The organism is Saccharopolyspora sp. NPDC049357 (genome assembly GCF_040677225.1).
GTDB lineage: Bacteria > Actinomycetota > Actinomycetes > Mycobacteriales > Pseudonocardiaceae > Saccharopolyspora.
In genome coordinates, this window is record NZ_JBFAQJ010000017.1 from 112663 (window position 1) to 130728 (window position 18066).

Here is an 18066-nt window from a genome sequence, read left to right on the forward strand (position 1 = left end):
GGGGGAGAAGGGTCTCATCGCTGACCCTGCGTGTCCAGGTTGGAAAGCGGACCGGAGGAGCGGTAGTGACTGATCAGGGCCGAGAGTGCGCGCAGCGGGTGCGCGCCGAGCAGCAGGCGTGGCGGGACCGCCTCATCGAGCTCAGCCACAGCTTGCACGCCGAGCCCGAGCTGGCCTTCGCCGAACACCGCTCGGTGGAGAAGATCACCGCGGTTCTCCGCGAGGCGGGCTTCGACCTGGAACCCGGACCGGCCGACGTGCCGACGGCGTTCTCGGCGGTGCGCGGCTCCGGGGAGCTGACGGTGGGCATCTGCGCCGAGTACGACGCGCTGCCCGACATCGGGCACGCGTGCGGCCACAACGTGATCGCCGCCGCGGCGGTGGGTGCCGCGATCGGGCTGGCGGCGGTCGCCGACGAGCTCGGTATCCGCGTCAAGCTGATCGGCACGCCCGCCGAGGAGCACGGCGGCGGCAAGGTGCTGCTGCTCGAACGGGGCGTGTTCGACGACGTCGCCGTGGCGATGATGGTGCACCCCTCGCAGCAGGACCTCCACCCGGCGGAGTTCTCCAGCCAGGCGGTGAGCAGGTTCGCCGTGACCTACACCGGACGCGCCTCGCACGCCGCCGCGGCCCCGCACCTCGGCGTCAACGCCGGCGACGCCGCCGTGGTGGCCCAGGTCGCGATCGGCCTGCTGCGCCAGCAGGTTCCCGATGAGTGCCGGATCGGGCTGTTCGTGCGCGAAGGCGGCACCGCCACCAACATCATCCCCGAGACCTCCGTGGTGGACTGCGAAGTGCGCTCCACCGACATCGAATCGCTGTCGGGGCTCAAGGAGCGCGTGCTGTCGTGCTTCCGGGCCGGCGCCGAGGCGACCGGCGCGTCGATGGACGTGGCGCCGACCGAACCGGAATACGCCGAGCTGTGGCAGGAACCGGCGATGTCGGACCTCTTCGCGGGCCACATCAAGTCCCTCGGCAGGGAACTGCAGGTCAACCGCACGATGCGCGGTGGATCGACCGACATGGGCAACGTGTCCCAGGTCGTTCCCAGCATCCACCCGTGCATCGCGATCGTCGGGTCGCAGAACCCGCCGCACACGCGGGGTTTCGCCGAGGACGCCGGCACCCCGGCCGCGGACGACGCCGTCGTGGACGGGGCCGCCGCGATGGCGCTCACCACCGTGGACGTGGCCTCGGACGCCGTGCTGCGGGAGAAGTTCCTCGGCGAGCTCGCCGCCCGCACCAGCTCGGCAGCGGAGGGCGGCAAGCCGTGAGCATCAGCGCGTTCGACCTGTTCAGCGTCGGGATCGGCCCGTCGAGCTCGCACACCAACGGCCCGATGATCGCGGCCCGCCGATTCGTCGTCGAGCTCGACGAGACCGGTCTGCTGGCCGGTGTCCGGTCGGTGCGGGTGGAGCTGTTCGGCTCGCTCGGCGCGACCGGACGCGGTCACGGCTCGGACAAGGCGGTACTGCTGGGGTTGCTCGGCGAGCACCCCGGCACGGTCGACCCCGACGTCGTGGACGGGCAGGTCCGGCGCATCCACGACAGCGGGCGGATCGAGCTGCTCGGCGCCCGCGGGATCGACTTCGACCCCGGCAGCGACCTGGTCCTGCACCGCGACCGGAGCCTGCCCGGGCACCCAAACGGGCTGGTCTTCACCGCCTGGACCGAGGACGGCGTCACCGAGCGGACCTTCTACTCGATCGGCGGCGGGTTCGTGGTGGCCGACGGCGAATCACCTGCCCAGGACGCAGAAGTCCTGCCGCACCCGTTCGCCACCGCCGACGAGCTCATCGGGTGGTGCCACCGGACCGGGTCCTCGATCAGCGACGTGGTGCTGGCCAACGAGACCGCGCGCCGCCCGGAAACCGAGGTGCGGCAAGGGCTCCTGGAGATCTGGGCGGCGATGCGCGACTGCGTGCGGCGCGGTTGCGAGCGCGACGGCGAGCTTCCGGGCGCGCTGCGGGTGCCGCGCCGGGCGGCCCGCTTGCGGACCCGGCTCGACCAGGGCGACGGTTCCGCCGACCCGCTGGGCGTGCAGGACTGGGTGAGCTTGTACGCGCTGGCGGTCAACGAGGAGAACGCCGCAGGCGGTCGCGTCGTGACCGCGCCCACCAACGGCGCCGCCGGCATCATCCCGGCCGTCCTGCACTACTACGTGCGGTTCGTGCCCGGCGCCGACGAGGACGGCGTGATCCGGTTCCTGCTGACCGCCGCGGCGGTCGGCTCGCTGTGCAAGCAGGCGGCCTCGATCTCCGGCGCCGAGGTCGGTTGCCAGGGCGAGGTCGGCTCCGCCTGCTCGATGGCGGCGGCGGGACTGGCCGAGGTGCTGGCCGGAACTCCCGAGCAGGTCGAGAACGCCGCCGAGATCGGCATGGAGCACCACCTCGGCCTCACCTGCGACCCGGTCGGCGGCCTGGTGCAGATCCCGTGCATCGAGCGCAACGCCGTGGCCGCCAACACCGCGATCACGGCCGCGCGCATCGCGCTCAACGGCGAGGGCACGCACGTCGTGTCGCTGGACACCGTGCTGAAGACGATGCGCGAGACCGGCGCCGACATGAGCCACCGCTACAAGGAGACGGCGCTGGGCGGGCTCGCCCTCAACGTCGTCGCCTGCTGAAACCCAAGCCCCTTCCAGAACGTCCAGGGAGGACAAAGATGTCCGACAACACCAGCGCGGTGCGCGAGCGGCCCGTCCGCGCCCGCGGAATCAGACCGGGTCTGCTCGTGCTGACCCTGCTCGCGCTCGTGCTGACCGCCGCCGCCGAGCTGATCGGCAGCCACAAGGTCAAGATCGGCCCGGGTGCGATCACCTTGTTCCCCATCATCTGGGGTCTGCTGCTCGGCGCGGCGGTGAGCATCCAGCGGATCCGGCCGGTCCCGGTCCGGCTGCAGCGCGCCGCCACGCACATCGTCGAGGTGGGCGTGCTGCTGCTCGGCGTGCGGTTGTGCTTCGTGGTGGGCCACGAGCTGCCGGTGCTCAAGGAGGCGAGCGCCGCGCTGCTGTTCCAGGAGATCGGCCACCTCTTCGGCACGATCGCCCTGTCGCTGCCGCTGGCGGTGATGCTCAAGATGGGTCGGTCGGCGGTCGGGGCGTGCTTCTCCATCGACCGCGAGTCGTCCTTCGCGATGGTCTCGGAGCGGTTCGGTCCGGATTCCGAGGAGTACCGCGGCGTTCTCGGCATGTACATCTTCGGCAGCGTCGTCGGCGCGCTCTACGTCACCCTGCTGGCCAGCGTGCTGGCGGGAACCGGCTGGCTCAGCCCGCTGGCGCTGGCGATGGGCACCGGTGTGGGCTCGGGTTCGGTCATGGCGGCCTCGTCGGCCGCGATCGCCGCGCAGTTCCCCGAGATGGCCGACCAGATCGTCGCCCTGGCGGCGGTGAGCAACCTGGTGACCACGCTCCTCGGCGTCTACGTCGGGATGTTCGTGGCGCTGCCGCTGGCCGACCGCTTCTACCGGCTGCTGACCAGGAGGACGGGCCCGGTCCCGGCCGCCGAGGCTCCGGACCTGCAGGCGACGCCCGAACCGGAGGACGCGGAGACCTCCCGGGTGCGCCCGTTCGCCGCCATCGGCATCGCGCTGGCGGGGATGCTCGTGGCCGACGTGGTCTACTCGGGCGGGTTCGACCCGCGCGCGTTGCTCGGCTTCGCACTCGTCAGCGCCGTGGTGCTTGTCGGGCTGGCGATCAAGCGGGTCATCAAGATCCCCGCGGTGGTGGGCAGTTCCGTGCTCGCGATCCTGGCCACCTCGCCGATCTCGCCGGTCGCCGACGTGGTGCTGTCCCTGGTGGACCCGGTGGAGTTCCTGGCCATGACCACGCCGATCCTGGTCTTCGCCGGGCTCAGCATCGGCAAGGACCTGCCCGCGCTCAAGCGGATGGGCTGGAAGATCGTGCCCGTCGGGATGGTGTCCTTCGCCGCGAGCTTCCTGGTCTCCGCGCTCATCGCCCAGGTCTTCCTGGGCTGAGGCCTGCTCGCAACGCACACCGCCCGGCGAGTCCGACCGCGATGGTCGGGCTCGCCGGGCGTTCCCGCACGATCTCGAGCGCCTGCTCGGGCGCGCGACGTCTTCCGGGACCTCCTGGTAGTGGATCCGCTTCAGCCCGTGACAGGCGATCTCGTGGTCCCGCTTGCGGGCGGATCGGGACACCATCTGCGACTTCAGGTGGTGGTCGTTTCCAGGTCTCCGGTGAGGTAGCGCTGGAGGTTGGGGCCGATGGTGGCCGCGACGGTGTCGGCGTCGGCCGAGGCCAGGGGCTCGATGCGGACCACGTAGCGGACCATCCCCAGGCCGACGAGCTGGGAGCCGCACAACGCCACCCGCAGCTCCGGGTTGTCGACGTCCAGCACCTTGACCAGGCGGTTGAACAGCACGTTCTGCACGAACTCGCGGAGCATGGTGACGGCCTGCTCGTTGCCCGCGACGCTGCGCATCAGGGCCGCGAACTGCCCGCCGCCGACGGTGTCCCAGGCGGTGACGAACCGGCGCATGATCCGTTCGCCGATCTGCTCGCGGGGTCCGTCGAGGACCTGCTTGAGGATCTCGGCCGGGTTGATCGGGATCTGCACCGCAGCGGTGAACAACCCCTCCTTGCCGCCGAACCAGTGCTTGACCATGGCCGGGTCGACGCCGGCGTTGCCCGCGATGGCGCGCACGGTGGCCGCGTCGTAACCCTGCTCGGCGAACACCTCGCGCGCGGCGGTCAGCAGCGCCGCCTTCGTGTCGGCGCCGTTGGGCCTGCGTCCTCGCCGCTTCGGTTCGGTCGTGCTCACCCACCCATCCTGGCGGCACCGGCACCGGCGAGGCAAAAGCAGAGGTCCCGCACCGGGCCCGACGGGTGCGCGGCACAATGACACCCATGGTCGGCGATGGTGAGATCGGCAGTATCAGCCCAGGACGCGAGGAGTTCCGAACCCTGGCGGCGGACCGCAGGGTGATCCCGGTGGTGCGGCGGTTGCTCGCGGACGACGAGACCCCGCTCGGGGTCTACCGCAAGCTCGCCGGGAACCGCCCCGGCACCTTCCTGTTCGAGTCCGCCGAGAACGGTCGATCCTGGTCGCGATGGTCGTTCATCGGAGCCAGCAGCGCCGCCGCCCTGACCGTCCGCGACGGTGAGGCGCACTGGACCGGCACCCCGCCGGTCGGCCTGCCCGGCAGCGGCGACCCGCTGCGGGCGCTGCGCGAGACCGTCCGCCTGCTGCACACCGATCCGCTTCCCGGCCTGCCGCCGCTGACCGGCGGCATGGTCGGCTACATGGGCTACGACGCCGTGCGCAGGCTGGAGCGGCTGCCCGAGCTGACCGAGGACGACCTGCAGATCCCCGAGATGGTGATGCTGCTGGCCACCGACCTGGCGGCACTGGACCACCACGAGGGCACGATCACGCTGATCGCCAACGCGGTGAACTGGGACGACAGCCCGGAGCGGGTGGACGCCGCCTACGACGACGCGGTCCGCAGGCTCGACGAGATGACCGAGCGGCTGCAGACCCCGGCGGCTCCCACGGTCGCGACGTTCTCCCGCCCGAAGCCGGACTTCCAGCGCAAGCGCCGGCCGGAGGAGCACCACGCGGCGGTGGAGAAGGCCAAGGAGGCCATCCGCGCGGGCGAGGCGTTCCAGGTGGTGGTCTCGCAGCGCTTCGAGATGGACACCCAGGCCGACGCGCTGGACATCTACCGGGTGCTGCGCACCACCAACCCGAGCCCGTACATGTACCTGCTGCGGCTGGACGACCCGAACGGCGGCACGCCCTTCGACATCGTCGGATCCAGCCCGGAATCGCTGGTCACCGTGCACGACGGGCAGGCCACCACGCACCCGATCGCCGGTACCCGCTGGCGCGGCGCCGACGAGGACGAGGACGCGCTGCTGGAGAAGGACCTGCTCAGCGACGAGAAGGAGCGCGCCGAGCACCTGATGCTGGTCGACCTGGGCCGCAACGACCTGGGCCGGGTCTGCAAGCCGGGTTCGGTGCGGGTGGTCGACTTCTTCCGCATCGAGCGCTACAGCCACGTCATGCACATCGTCTCCACGGTCACCGGTCAGCTGGCCGACGACAAGACGGCGTTCGACGCGATCACCGCCTGCTTCCCGGCCGGGACGCTGTCGGGAGCGCCGAAGCCGCGCGCGCTGGAGCTGATCGAGGAGCTGGAGCCGACGCGGCGCGCCCAGTACGGCGGTGTGGTCGGCTACCTGGACTTCGCCGGGGACGCCGACACCGCGATCGCGATCCGCACCGCCCTGGTCCGCGACGGCCGCGCCTACGTGCAGGCCGGTGGCGGCATCGTCGCCGACTCGGACCCGGTCGCCGAGGACCAGGAGTGCCTGAACAAGGCCCGCGCGGTGCTCAACGCGGTGGCCACGGCCGAGACGCTGGCGGCGCCGAGCGACCGGGAGGCGGCCGTTGACCAGCGCGTCTGAGCCTCGGCCGCCCTCGAAGGGGCTGCTGTGGTCGGTGTTGCTGCTGGTGCTCGCGGGTGCCGGTGCGCTGTGGGGGGCCTCGGGCCTGACCTGGCTGAGCCAGCGCTTCCGCACGCCGATGGGCACGGAGACGACCAGCGGCATGTCCGGCGCGGTGCTCCGCCCGGAGCTGGGGCCGATGGCGTTGGCGGCGCTGGCCGCCGTCGCCGCGGTGCTGGCCACCGGCGGGCTGCTGCGCCGCCTGGTCGGCGTGCTGATCGCGCTGGCCGGTGCGTTGCTGGCCTGGCGGGCCTTCGGGCACTTCAGCGCCGGCTGGTTCACCTACGCCAACGGCGACGTCCCGCCGGGCAGCACGCCGATCGGTGAGCTCTCCAGCTCGCCGATCGGGCCGCTGCTCATGGCACTGGGTGCGTTGCTGCTGGTGATCGCGGGTGTGCTGGTGATCGTGCGCGCGGGCCGGATGCCGGCGATGGGCGCGCGCTACTCGGCGCCGGGAGCCGCCAAGGAGCAGAAATCCCAGGATCCGGACAGGCGGCTGTGGAACGAACTGGACGCCGGTCGCGATCCCACGGACGAAGACGATCGCTGAAAGATCTCCAGGGTTGCCAAAACTGCTGTTCGACGTCGTCCGGAGCCGCTGCGCCCTCCTCGCGACAGGGCCAAAGGTCCTTGTTGCGCTGGGACTCCCTGCCCACCCCTTGGTAAGGGGGCGGGTCGGTGAGGTTTAGCATCGGCCATGCGACGGCACGGCGGGAAGGGGAGTGTCGTGATCGAGCGCAATGAGTTCAACCGCGCATTCAGCAGGGTCTGGGCATTGCGGGTGAGTGTTCGGGGCACAGCCGGCGAGGTGTTCGCGTGACCGTTCTGGAAGACATCATCGAAGGCGTCCGCGAGGATCTCGCGGTGCGCGAATCGGCGATTCCGTTCGACGAGATCAAGCAGCTGTCCGCGGCGGCGACGCCGCCGCACGACGTGCTGGCCGCGCTCAAATCGCAGGGCGTGGGCGTCATCGCCGAGGTCAAGCGGCGCAGCCCGTCCAAGGGCGAGCTGGCCGAGATCGCCGAACCGGCCGATCTCGCCGCCGACTACGCCGATGCGGGTGCCCGCGTGATCAGCGTGCTCACCGAGCAGCGCCGCTTCGGCGGTTCGCTGGCCGACCTGGACGCGGTGCGCAAGCGGGTCCCGGCCACGCCGGTCCTGCGCAAGGACTTCGTGGTCAGCCCGTACCAGGTGCACGAGGCCCGCGCGCACGGCGCGGACATGGTGCTGCTCATCGTGGCCGCCCTGGAGCAGAACGTGCTGGAGGCGCTGCTCGACCGGGTGGAGTCGCTGGGCATGGCCGCGCTGGTGGAGGTGCACACCGCCGAGGAGTCCGACCGGGCGTTGGAGGCCGGGGCGAAAATCATTGGCATCAACGCGCGCAACCTGCATACCCTCGAAGTCGACCGCGACGTGTTCGGCCGGATCGCTCCGGGACTGCCGCAGGACATCCTCAAGGTCGCCGAGTCCGGTGTTCGCGGCCCCAGCGACCTGATGGCCTACGCGGGGTCAGGCGCCGACGCCGTTCTGGTCGGCGAGGGCCTGGTGACCAGCGACAACCCGAAATCGGCGGTCAACCAGCTGGTGACGGCCGGGTCGCACCCGGCATGCCCGCGTCCGAGCCGCTGAGGCTCGACGGCGCGGCGTGCGAAGCACAGGAGGTAAGGCAATGACCGTCGGGGCTGACGCCGCGCGCGCCCACCGCCAGGGCACACCCGTGCCCGAGGGGCACGATCCGGACGGGCGCGGGCACTTCGGCGAGTACGGCGGCCGGTTCATGCCGGAGGCGCTGATCGCGGCTCAGGACGAGCTCGCCGCCGAGTACGCCAAGGCCCAGCAGGACCCGGAGTTCCTCGCCGAGCTCGACGACCTGCTGCGCAACTACGCCGGTCGCCCGTCGCTGCTGACCGAGGCCAAGCGCTTCTCCGAGCACGCGGGCGGTGCCCGCGTCCTGCTCAAGCGCGAGGACCTCAACCACACCGGCTCGCACAAGATCAACAACGTGCTGGGACAGGCGCTGCTGGTCAAGCGCATGGGCAAGCGCCGCGTCATCGCCGAGACCGGTGCCGGTCAGCACGGCGTGGCCACCGCGACCGCCTGCGCGCTGCTGGGCCTGGAGTGCGTGGTCTACATGGGCAAGGTCGACACCGAGCGCCAGGCGCTCAACGTGGCCCGGATGCGGCTGCTGGGCGCCGAGGTCATCCCGGTGGCCAACGGCTCGGCGACGCTCAAGGACGCCATCAACGAGGCGCTGCGCGACTGGGTCGCCAACGTCGACCACACCCACTACCTGCTGGGCACCGCCGCCGGGGCGCACCCGTTCCCGATGATGGTGCGCAACTTCCACCGCGTCATCGGTGACGAGGCCCGCGAGCAGACGCTGCAGATGGCCGGCCGGCTGCCCGACGCGGTCGTGGCCTGCGTCGGCGGTGGATCGAACGCGATCGGCATCTTCCACGGCTTCATCGACGACGCCGACGTGCGGCTGATCGGCTACGAGCCCGCCGGTCACGGCATCGAGTCCGGCGAGCACGGCGTGACCCTCGGCGAGGGCACCCCGGGCACGCTGCACGGCGCCCGCTCCTACCTGCTGCAGGACGAGGACGGGCAGGTCATCGAGGCCTACTCGATCTCCGCCGGGCTGGACTACCCGGGCGTCGGGCCGGAGCACTCCTACCTCAAGGACACCGGTCGGGCGGAGTACCGCTCGGTGACCGACGACGAGGCGATGCAGGCGTTCCAGCTGCTGTCGCGCACCGAGGGCATCATCCCGGCGATCGAGTCCGCGCACGCCCTGGCCGGGGCGATCAAGCTCGGCCAGGAGCTGGGGCCGGACGGCCTGATCGTGGTCAGCCTCTCGGGCCGGGGCGACAAGGACATGGACACTGCGGCGAAGTACTTCGGGCTCGTCGACGAGGAGGCGTGATGAGCCTGCGTGAGGTTTTCCAGGCGTGCCGCAACGAGTCCCGGGCGGCCTTGATCGGGTACCTGCCCGCCGGTTACCCGACCGTCGAGGACAGCGAGGAGCTGTTCAAGGCGATGCTGCCCGGGGACGGCCCCGGGTGCGACATCGTCGAGGTCGGGTTGCCGTTCTCCGACCCGGTGATGGACGGGCCGACCATCCAGGCCGCCAGCGAGACCTCGCTGCGCGCCGGTTTCCGAGTCCGGCAGGTGTTCGACATCGTCTCCACCATCGCCGAGGCCGGTGGCAACGCGGTGGTGATGACCTACTGGAACCCCGTGCACCACTACGGCGTGGACGCCTTCGCCCGCGACCTCAAGGCGGCGGGCGGTCTCGGCGTGATCACCCCTGACCTCATCCCCGACGAGGGAGAGGACTGGATCGCCGCCACCGACGAGCACGGGCTTGACCGGATCTTCCTGGTCGCGCCGTCCTCCACAGAGGAGCGGCTCGCGCTGACCGCCAAGGCCAGCAGCGGCTTCGTCTACGCCACGTCCGTGATGGGCGTGACCGGTGCCCGCGCCTCCGTCGGCTCGGCCGCGTCCGGCCTGGTGGAGCGCACCCGCGCGCACACCGACCTGCCGATCGGCGTCGGACTGGGCGTGCGCTCCCGCGAGCAGGCGGCCGAGGTGGCGCGCTTCGCCGACGGCGTGATCGTCGGCTCGGCGTTCGTGACCAGCGCGGAGAAGGACGGCGTCGAAGGCGTCCGCGCCTTGACCGCGGACCTCGCCGCGGGCGTGCGCGGAGCCTGAGCGGTCGCTCCGGCGGCGGTGGGGCTCAGCTCGCACCGCCGCCGCCCGCACCGAGGGGCGACGTGATCCACGGGAGCAGTCCCGAAACGTTCTTCGCCAACGGGTCACGGGTTCGTTGTCCTGCCGTGATGCTGCACGGGGGGTGCTCACCTGTGGTGGGGCGCCCGATACCGTAAGCGTCGTGAATGCCACGGTTGCCGCTTCGGCTAGTCCGCTCCTGGCCAACATTCCGAGCCCTCCGCAGGGGGTTTGGTACATCGGACCGATCCCGCTGCGCGCGTACGCGCTGTGCATCATCGCCGGCATCGTGCTCGCGGTGTGGATCAGCAGCCGTCGCTGGATCGCGCGCGGCGGTCGCGAGGGCACGGTCGTCGACGTCGCCGTGTGGGCGGTGCCGTTCGGCCTCATCGGCGGGCGGCTCTACCACGTGGCCACCGACTGGTACAAGTACTTCGGCCCGGACCGGAACCCCCTGGACGCGTTGAAGGTCTGGGAGGGCGGTCTCGGCATCTGGGGCGCGGTCGCGCTCGGTGCCGTGGGTGCCTGGATCGGCTGCCGCCAGCGAGGCGTGCCGCTGCCCGCCTTCGCCGACACCGTCGCGCCCGGTCTGGTGCTCGCGCAGGCCGTCGGCCGGCTGGGCAACTGGTTCAACCAGGAGCTCTACGGCGGCCCGACGAATGTGCCGTGGGGCCTGGAGATCTACCGGCGCATCGACCCGGACACCGGGCTCGCCGATCCGATCGCGGGCGTGGCGGTCGACCCGACGCCGATCACCGTGGTGCACCCGACGTTCCTGTACGAGCTGCTGTGGAACGTCGGCGTCTTCCTGCTGGTGCTGTGGGCTGATCGCAAGTTCCGGATGGGCCACGGCCGCGTGTTCGCGCTCTACGTCGCCGGTTACACGGCGGGTCGCGTGTGGATCGAGATGATGCGCAGCGACGAGGCCACCCACATCCTGGGCATCCGCATCAACGTCTTCACCTCGCTGGTGGTCTTCCTCGGCGCGGTCATCTACCTCCTCGTCGTCCGGGGCAAGCGCGAAGACCCCGCTCTGCTGGCCGGCAAGCCCTACCCGGATGACATCCCCTCCACCACGGCACCCGACAAGTCGAGCGGAACCCCCGAAGGCTCCGACACCGACGAGACCGAGGACAGGACCGAGGACTCCGACGCGGAATCCCCGGACCACGACGATCCCAAGCCGAAGCGTTCCAACGACGACGAGGACAAGTCCGAGAACTCCGACGACGAGGACGAGTCGAAGGGCTCCGACGAGGAGTCCGCGGAACCGGACAACACCTCGAAGCAGGACGACGACAAGGCCACGAAGTCCGAGGTGGACGCCAAGGACGCCAAGGACGCCAAGACCCAGTCCTGACGCCCCGCGCAGAACGACCGAGCCGAGGCCGCGACTCCCGAGTGGAGCTCGCGGCCTCGGCTTCTCCACACCCAGACCGGATCTCAGTGGAACTCCGACCCAAGATTTCAGTGGAAGTCGGGCACCGGGTTTCAGTGGAAGTCCGGTCCTGGGTGGTGGGTGTCGGGTTTCAGTGGAAATCGGGTGTCGGGTTTCCACTGAAATCCCGTCAATCGAGGCGGGTGGGGGTGATGACCGGGGTGCCGTTGGGCGTGTGGAGGAGGGTGGTTCTGGCCGCGTAGTGGGTGTTGAGGGTTTCGGGGGTGAGGACTTCGGCCGGGGTGCCGTGGGCCGCGGGGGTGCCGTTGGACAGCAGCAGGAGGTCGTCGGCGTACTGGGCGGCGAGGGTGAGGTCGTGGAGCGTGGTGATGACTGTGGTGCCCAGCTCGGTGCGGAGTTCGTCGACCAGGTCCAGGAGGGATTGGGCGTGGCCGATGTCGAGTCCCGTGGTCGGTTCGTCGAGCAGCAGGACTCCGGCTCGTTGAGCCAGGGCGCGGGCGAGGACCGTGCGCTGCCGCTCGCCGCCGGAGAGGGTGTGCAGCGAACGTCCGGCGAGGTGGCTCAGGTCCAGGCGGGCGAGGAGTTCGTCGACGACTTCGAGGTCGCTGCGGCCTTCGCGCCCGAGCGGGCCGAGGTGGGGCGTGCGCCCGAGCAGGACGTAGTCGGTGACCGTGAGTCCCAGCGGCAGCTGCGGGATCTGCGGCGCGTAGGCGAGGGTGCGGGCGCGCTCGCGGCGGCGCAGCGACGCCGTCCGCCGACCGTCGACCAGCACGTCCCCGGTGTGACCGAGCAACCCGGCGACGGCCTTGAGCAGCGTGGACTTGCCCGCGCCGTTGGGTCCGATGATGCCCAGCCAGCCTCCGGTGTCCACTGTGGTCGACACTCCGGAAACGACCGGGCGGCGGCGGTATCCGGCCGCGAGGTCGTGGATCTCCAGCCGGCTCACGCCCGCCTCCGGTGCAGCAGCACGGCGAAGAACGGGGCACCGGTGAACGCGGTGATCACGCCGATCGGGATCTCCGCGGGCGCCAGCAACGTCCGGGCGAGCACGTCGGCGAGCACCAGGAACACCCCGCCGAACAGCAGCGACATCGGCACGATGATCCGGAACCCGCCGCCGATGGCCAGCCGCACCAGGTGCGGCACCGCCAGCCCGACGAACCCGATCAGCCCTGCCACCGACACCGCGGCGGCGGTGGCCAGCGACGCCGCGATCAGCACCAGGATCCGCACCCGGCCCGGGTGCACGCCCAGCGACGTGGCCTCCTCGTCACCGGTGCCCAGCACGTCCAGCAGCCGCGCGCACAGGCACAGCACGACCGCCGAGACCACCAGGTGCGGCAGCACGATCAGCACCTCGCGCCACCCGGTGGTGCTCAACCGCCCGAGGATCCACAGGTAGACCTGCTGCAAGGACTCCACCCGCAGCTGCTGCAGGAACGTCTGACCGGCCGTGAGGAAGGCACCCACCGCCACACCGGCCAGCACCAGCGTCGCCGTGTCGGGGCCGGCCGAACGCCCGACCAACCAGGTCAGCCCGACACCTCCCAGCGCTCCGGCGAAGGCCGCCGCCTGCACCGGGATCGACAGCCCGGACTGCGGCGCGGTGGTGATCACCAGGGTGACGGCCAAGCCCGCCCCTGCGGCCGATCCCAGCAGGTAGGGGTCGGCCAGGGGGTTGCGGAACACGCCCTGGAACGCGGCGCCGGACACCGCGAGCGCGGCGCCGACGAGCACGCCGAGCACGGTGCGGGGCACCCGCAGGTCCCACAGGATCGCCGCCTCGCGCTCGGACAGCGGTGAGACCCCGCCGGTCAGCTGGGCGACGATCTCGGCCAGCACCCGGTCCCGTCCGAGTTCCGCGGCACCCACCAGCACCGATAGCAACAGGCTTCCCACCAGCACCAACACGCCGACGACGAGATGCCACGGGCGGAGTCGGGTCGGCGAGATCAACCCTGCTGTGCCTTGCCCACCGCTTGGCTGATGGAGCGCACCAGCTCCACCACGCGCGGGCCCCAGCGGCCGGCCAGGTCGTCGTCGAGCTCCACGACCTGGTTGCGGCGGACGGCGTCGATGGTGTGCCAGCCGGGCCGCGCGGCGATCGCGGCGGCGTTGACCCCGCAGCACTTGGTGTCGGCGGCGAAGATCAGGTTCGGGTTTGCCTGCACCACGTGCTCCTGCGACAGCTGCGGGAACGGCCCACCGGCCGGGTCGGCGATGTTGACCATCCCGAACAGCGAGTACACGTTGCCCACGAAGCTCTGCGAGGTCGCCGTGTAGAGGTCGGGGCTGACCTCGTGGAAGTAGCTCATCGGCTGCGGGGGCTTGGGCGTGGAGGCCACGATGCCGGCGATGTCGGTGCGCATCTTCTGCACCATCGCGTTCGCCTGGTTGCCGTGCCCGGTGGCGCGGCCGATCGCCTGCATCTGCTGGTAGGCGTCGTCGAGGCTGGCGGCCGCGGGCGTCAGCAGCACCGGCACGTCGACCACCTTCAGGCCCTCGGCGAGCTGGGTGGCGTTGTCCGGGGCGATGACCAGGTCCGGGTTCTTGCTCGCCACGGCAGCGGCGTCGGCGGTGAAGCCGGACAGCTCGGTGCGCGGCGCGTTCTGCGGGAACGTGGAGTGCTGGTCGACGGCGATGACCTGGTCGCCCGCGCCGAGCGCGAAGAGGGTCTCGGTCGCCGACGGCGACAGCGAGACGATCCGCTTGGGCTGCTGGAGCAGGGTCACCGACTGGCCGCCGGGAAGCGAGACCTTCGCGGGGAAGGACGACGCGGGATCGTCGGGCACCACCGGCACCGGGGAGTGCTGGCGGGTCGCGCACGCCGTGACCATGGTGAACAGGGCGAATGCGGCCATCATCAGGGCGGCGAGACGGCGGAACCCGGTCATGTCTTCCCTCGGGTCGGAGCTGGCGAAACGAACACCCACCGCGGTGGGCGCCCTGAGCAGGAAAGATATCAGCAAAGATCGCCCTGGGAACCTGCCGGAGGGCGAGCCGCTACACAGGTGGCGGCGCTGCGGGTAAATTCGATGACGGACGGTGTCCGCCGACGTGCGGTTCGCCTGGGCGAGCTGCCGACGGGCTGTGTGATGTGGTTCAGGCCGCGTTCCGGTCGCGACGTGACCGCGGGGTCCTGAGCAGCCGAGTCCTGGGCCTATAGCCAGCGACGGGCGTTACAACAAGATGTTCAGCATCACTTTCAAGTTGCTGCTTCCGGGTATCCTGGCTGTTAAAGTCTGCTAAACGCTCCGGTCACAGCGAGCGGGCGAACGTGCCCGAAATCTCGCTCCCGAAATCTTCTACGGCAGAACCGGAACTTTCCAGCTGCGGGCCAGTGCCGTCCCGTGCCCAGAAGTCGAAGAAGTCAGGTCATGGCCGACCGCCGACTTTCAAGCACGAGCATGACGAGGGAGGTCTGCGCAGTGGTCTTCTCTGCGATTCCAGCGGCCCAGGGCCTGTACGACCCGGCTGCGGAGCAGGATTCCTGCGGTGTGGCCATGGTCGCCGACATTCGAGGTCGGCGTTCGCATGGAATCGTCGCGGACGCCCTGACCGCCCTGGCGAACCTGGAGCACCGCGGTGCCGCGGGCGCCGAGCCCACCAGCGGTGACGGCGCGGGCATCCTGCTCCAGCTGCCTGACGAGCTCCTGCGGGCCACGGCGGGCGTGCCCCTGCCCGAGCCCGCCGAGAACGGCGAGAGCCGCTACGCCGCCGGAATGGGCTTCCTGCCCGCCGACGCCGAGCAGCGCGAGCGCGTCGTGGCGCTGGTGGAGGAGATCGCGGCCGAGGAGAACCTGACGGTCCTGGGATGGCGGGAGGTGCCCACCGCGCCGGACGGCGCAGATGTGGGCAGCACGGCCCGCGACTGCATGCCGCACTTCGCGACCCTGATGGTCGCCGGCAAGGACGGCGAGTCCGGCCTGCAGCTGGACCGGCTGGCGTTCTGCCTGCGCAAGCGCGCCGAGCGCGAGGCGGCGCGGCAGGGCCTGGAGCTGTACTTCCCGTCGCTGTCCGCTCGCACGTTCGTCTACAAGGGCATGCTCACCACCCAGCAGCTGCCCGGGTTCTTCCCGGACCTGACCGACGAGCGGCTGGCCAGCGCCATCGCGCTGGTGCACAGCCGGTTCTCCACGAACACGTTCCCGTCGTGGCCGCTGGCGCACCCGTTCCGCTACGTGGCGCACAACGGCGAGATCAACACCATCCGCGGCAACCGCAACCGGATGCGGGCTCGCGAGGCGCTGCTGTCCTCCGACCTGATCCCGGGCGAGCTGTCCCGGCTGTACCCGATCTGCTCCGACGACGCCTCCGACTCGGCGTCCTTCGACGAGGTCCTGGAGCTGCTGCACCTGGGCGGTCGGTCGCTGCCGCACGCGGTGCTGATGATGATCCCGGAGGCGTGGGAGAACCACGCCGAGATGGACCCCAAGCGCAAGGCGTTCTACCAGTTCCACGCGAGCCTGATGGAGCCGTGGGACGGCCCGGCGTGCGTCACCTTCACCGACGGTTCGCTGGTCGGCGCGGTGCTCGACCGCAACGGCCTGCGTCCGGCGCGCTGGTGGCAGACCGCCGACGACCGCGTGGTGCTGGCCAGCGAGGCCGGTGTCCTGGGCGTCGACCCGTCCGAGGTGGTCGCCAAGGGCCGCCTGCAGCCGGGGCGGATGTTCCTGATCGACACCGAGCAGGGCCGCATCGTCGACGACGAGGAGTTCAAGACCGAGCTGGCCTCCGAGCACGCCTACGACGAGTGGCTGCACGCCGGTCTGCTCAACCTCGACGAGCTCGCCGACCGCGAGCACGTGGTCAGCACCCACGAGTCGGTGGTGCGTCGCCAGCTGTCCTTCGGCTACACCGAGGAGGAGCTGAGCCTGCTGCTGGCTCCGATGGCCACCGCAGGCGCCGAGCCGCTGGGTTCGATGGGCGCCGACACCCCGACCGCTCCGCTGTCGCAGCGCTCGCGGATGCTCTACGAGTACTTCGTGCAGCAGTTCGCGCAGGTCACGAACCCGCCGCTGGACGCGATCCGCGAGGAGATCGTGACCTCGGTGTCGCGGATCATGGGCCCGGAGCAGAGCCTGCTGAACCCGTCGTCGGCGTCCTGCAGGCACATCGTGCTGCCCAACCCGGTCATCGACAACGACGAGCTGGCCAAGCTCATCCACATCAACGACGACGGCGACCTGCCGGGGTTCTCCTCGGCGGTGCTCTCCGGTCTGTACGAAGTGGACGGTGGCGGTCAGGCGCTGGCGGAGGCGATCGAGCGGGTCCGCGCCGAGGCGTCCGAGGCGATCGCCGCCGGGGCGCGCGTGCTGGTGCTCTCCGATCGGGACTCCGACCACAAGTGGGCGCCGATCCCGTCGCTGCTGCTGGTGTCGGCGGTGCACCAGTACCTGATCCAGACCAAGGAGCGGCTGCGCGTCGCGCTGGTCGTGGAGTCCGGTGACGCCCGCGAGGTGCACCACGTGGCCGCCCTGCTGGGCTACGGCGCGGCGGCGGTCAACCCGTACCTGGCGTTCGAAGCCATCGAGGACATGATCTCGACCGGCGAGATCTCCGGGGTGCGCCCCAAGGTCGCCATCCGCAACTACGTGCAGGCGCTGGTCAAGGGCGTGCTGAAGGTGATGTCCAAGATGGGCATCTCGACCGTCGGCGCGTACACGGCCGCGCAGGTCTTCGAGGCCGTCGGCCTGTCGCAGGAGGTCGTGGAGTCCTACTTCCTGGGCACCACCTCCAAGCTCGGGGGCGTCGGACTCGACGAGCTGGCCGAGGAGGTCGCGCAGCGGCACCGCCGCGCCTACCCGGACAACCCGACCGAGCGCGTGCACCGCAAGCTGGAGATCGGCGGCGACTACTCCTACCGCCGCGAGGGCGAACTGCACCTGTTCACGCCGGAAACGGTGTTCCTGCTGCAGCATTCGACCAAGACCGGCAGGTACGACAAGTTCCGCGAGTACACCGCGGAGTGCGACCGGCTGGCGGCCGAGGGCGGAACCCTGCGCGGGCTCTTCGAGTTCGACAGCGGGCGCGATCCGATCGACATCGACGAGGTCGAGCCCGCGTCGTCGATCATGAAGCGGTTCTCCACCGGTGCGATGAGCTACGGCGCGATCTCCGCCGAGGCCCACGAGGTGCTGGCGATCGCGATGAACCAGATCGGCGGAAAGTCCAACTCCGGTGAGGGCGGCGAGGACGTCGACCGGCTCTACGACGCCGAGCGGCGCTCGGCGGTCAAGCAGGTCGCCTCCGGTCGCTTCGGCGTGACCAGCGAGTACCTGGTCAACGCCAGCGACATCCAGATCAAGATGGCCCAGGGCGCCAAGCCCGGCGAGGGCGGTCAGCTGCCCGCGCACAAGGTGTACCCGTGGATCGCCAAGACGCGGCACTCCACGCCGGGCGTCGGGCTGATCTCGCCGCCGCCGCACCACGACATCTACTCGATCGAGGACCTGGCGCTGCTGAC

The 18066-nt window shown here is 70.7% G+C and carries 14 protein-coding genes; 10 read left to right on the forward strand and 4 right to left on the reverse strand.

Annotation, left to right across the window (positions count from 1 at the left end; genetic code table 11):
* The first annotated feature begins 65 nt into the window (after nt 1-65).
* From AB0J91_RS16845 to AB0J91_RS16855, 3 genes are read left to right on the forward strand one after another with little or no spacing between them, the layout of a single operon-like run.
* The gene (locus AB0J91_RS16845) at nt 66-1274 is read left to right on the forward strand and encodes an amidohydrolase (RefSeq protein ID WP_363869382.1); all 1209 of its coding nucleotides are present in this window, start codon (nt 66-68) and stop codon (nt 1272-1274) included.
* The gene (locus AB0J91_RS16850) at nt 1271-2626 is read left to right on the forward strand and encodes an L-serine ammonia-lyase (protein WP_363869385.1); all 1356 of its coding nucleotides are present in this window, start codon (nt 1271-1273) and stop codon (nt 2624-2626) included. Before AB0J91_RS16845 ends, AB0J91_RS16850 begins: the two co-directional genes overlap by 4 nt.
* A 38-nt stretch (nt 2627-2664) precedes the next feature.
* Entirely contained in the window at nt 2665-3975 is a 1311-nt protein-coding gene (locus AB0J91_RS16855) for a DUF3100 domain-containing protein (RefSeq protein WP_363869388.1), read from the forward strand.
* A gap of 194 nt (nt 3976-4169) precedes the next feature.
* Here the strand turns inward: AB0J91_RS16855 and AB0J91_RS16860 are convergent, their stop codons facing one another.
* Nucleotides 4170-4781 carry a TetR family transcriptional regulator gene (locus AB0J91_RS16860; RefSeq protein ID WP_363869391.1) on the reverse strand — a complete coding sequence of 204 codons (612 nt, stop codon included), beginning with the start codon at nt 4779-4781 and terminating at the stop codon, nt 4170-4172.
* Between the two features lie 86 nt (nt 4782-4867).
* On the opposite strand from AB0J91_RS16860, the gene AB0J91_RS16865 reads away from it, so the two are divergent.
* The 6 genes from AB0J91_RS16865 (at nt 4868) to lgt (ending at nt 11561) form a co-directional block, all read left to right on the forward strand.
* The gene (locus AB0J91_RS16865) at nt 4868-6430 is read left to right on the forward strand and encodes an anthranilate synthase component I (RefSeq protein WP_363869394.1); all 1563 of its coding nucleotides are present in this window, start codon (nt 4868-4870) and stop codon (nt 6428-6430) included.
* Nucleotides 6414-7019: a Trp biosynthesis-associated membrane protein gene (locus tag AB0J91_RS16870; RefSeq protein ID WP_363789217.1), complete on the forward strand. Its 606-nt coding sequence runs from the start codon at nt 6414-6416 to the stop codon at nt 7017-7019. The genes AB0J91_RS16865 and AB0J91_RS16870 overlap by 17 nt, the downstream gene beginning before the upstream one ends.
* A 266-nt stretch (nt 7020-7285) precedes the next feature.
* Nucleotides 7286-8098, forward strand: coding sequence for an indole-3-glycerol phosphate synthase TrpC (trpC, locus tag AB0J91_RS16875; protein WP_132675042.1), 813 nt, complete (start codon nt 7286-7288; stop codon nt 8096-8098).
* A 40-nt stretch (nt 8099-8138) separates the two neighbouring features.
* Nucleotides 8139-9395 (forward strand): tryptophan synthase subunit beta, encoded by a 1257-nt coding sequence (gene trpB / locus AB0J91_RS16880; RefSeq protein ID WP_363789218.1) that lies wholly within the window; start codon nt 8139-8141, stop codon nt 9393-9395.
* Nucleotides 9392-10183: a tryptophan synthase subunit alpha gene (gene trpA / locus AB0J91_RS16885; protein WP_363869397.1), complete on the forward strand. Its 792-nt coding sequence runs from the start codon at nt 9392-9394 to the stop codon at nt 10181-10183. The genes trpB and trpA overlap by 4 nt, the downstream gene beginning before the upstream one ends.
* Before the next feature lie 181 nt (nt 10184-10364).
* Complete coding sequence (gene lgt, locus AB0J91_RS16890) at nt 10365-11561, forward strand: prolipoprotein diacylglyceryl transferase (RefSeq protein ID WP_363869400.1); 1197 nt, start codon at nt 10365-10367, stop codon at nt 11559-11561.
* 208 nt (nt 11562-11769) lie between these two features.
* Here lgt and AB0J91_RS16895 read toward each other — a convergent pair whose 3' ends face one another.
* From AB0J91_RS16895 to AB0J91_RS16905, 3 genes are read right to left on the reverse strand one after another with little or no spacing between them, the layout of a single operon-like run.
* On the reverse strand, nt 11770-12546 hold the full coding sequence (locus tag AB0J91_RS16895) for an ABC transporter ATP-binding protein (RefSeq protein WP_363869403.1): 777 nt from the start codon (nt 12544-12546) through the stop codon (nt 11770-11772).
* On the reverse strand, nt 12543-13556 hold the full coding sequence (locus AB0J91_RS16900; protein ID WP_363869407.1) for an iron ABC transporter permease: 1014 nt from the start codon (nt 13554-13556) through the stop codon (nt 12543-12545). The genes AB0J91_RS16895 and AB0J91_RS16900 overlap by 4 nt, the downstream gene beginning before the upstream one ends.
* Complete coding sequence (locus AB0J91_RS16905) at nt 13553-14494, reverse strand: ABC transporter substrate-binding protein (RefSeq protein ID WP_363869410.1); 942 nt, start codon at nt 14492-14494, stop codon at nt 13553-13555. Before AB0J91_RS16905 ends, AB0J91_RS16900 begins: the two co-directional genes overlap by 4 nt.
* Before the next feature lie 534 nt (nt 14495-15028).
* Here AB0J91_RS16905 and gltB point away from each other — a divergent pair.
* Nucleotides 15029-18066 (forward strand): glutamate synthase large subunit (gene gltB / locus AB0J91_RS16910; RefSeq protein WP_363869413.1); only part of this gene is annotated, 3038 nt, incomplete at its 3' end.

Bases quoted from the DNA above. Each gene is read 5' to 3' on its own strand.
- AB0J91_RS16905 (WP_363869410.1), bottom strand. From the start codon at position 14,494: ATGACCGGGTTCCGCCGTCTCGCCGCCCTGATGATGGCCGCATTCGCC.
- AB0J91_RS16855 (WP_363869388.1), top strand. From the start codon at position 2,665: ATGTCCGACAACACCAGCGCGGTGCGCGAGCGGCCCGTCCGCGCCCGC.
- AB0J91_RS16865 (WP_363869394.1), top strand. From the start codon at position 4,868: ATGGTCGGCGATGGTGAGATCGGCAGTATCAGCCCAGGACGCGAGGAG.
- trpB (WP_363789218.1), top strand. From the start codon at position 8,139: ATGACCGTCGGGGCTGACGCCGCGCGCGCCCACCGCCAGGGCACACCC.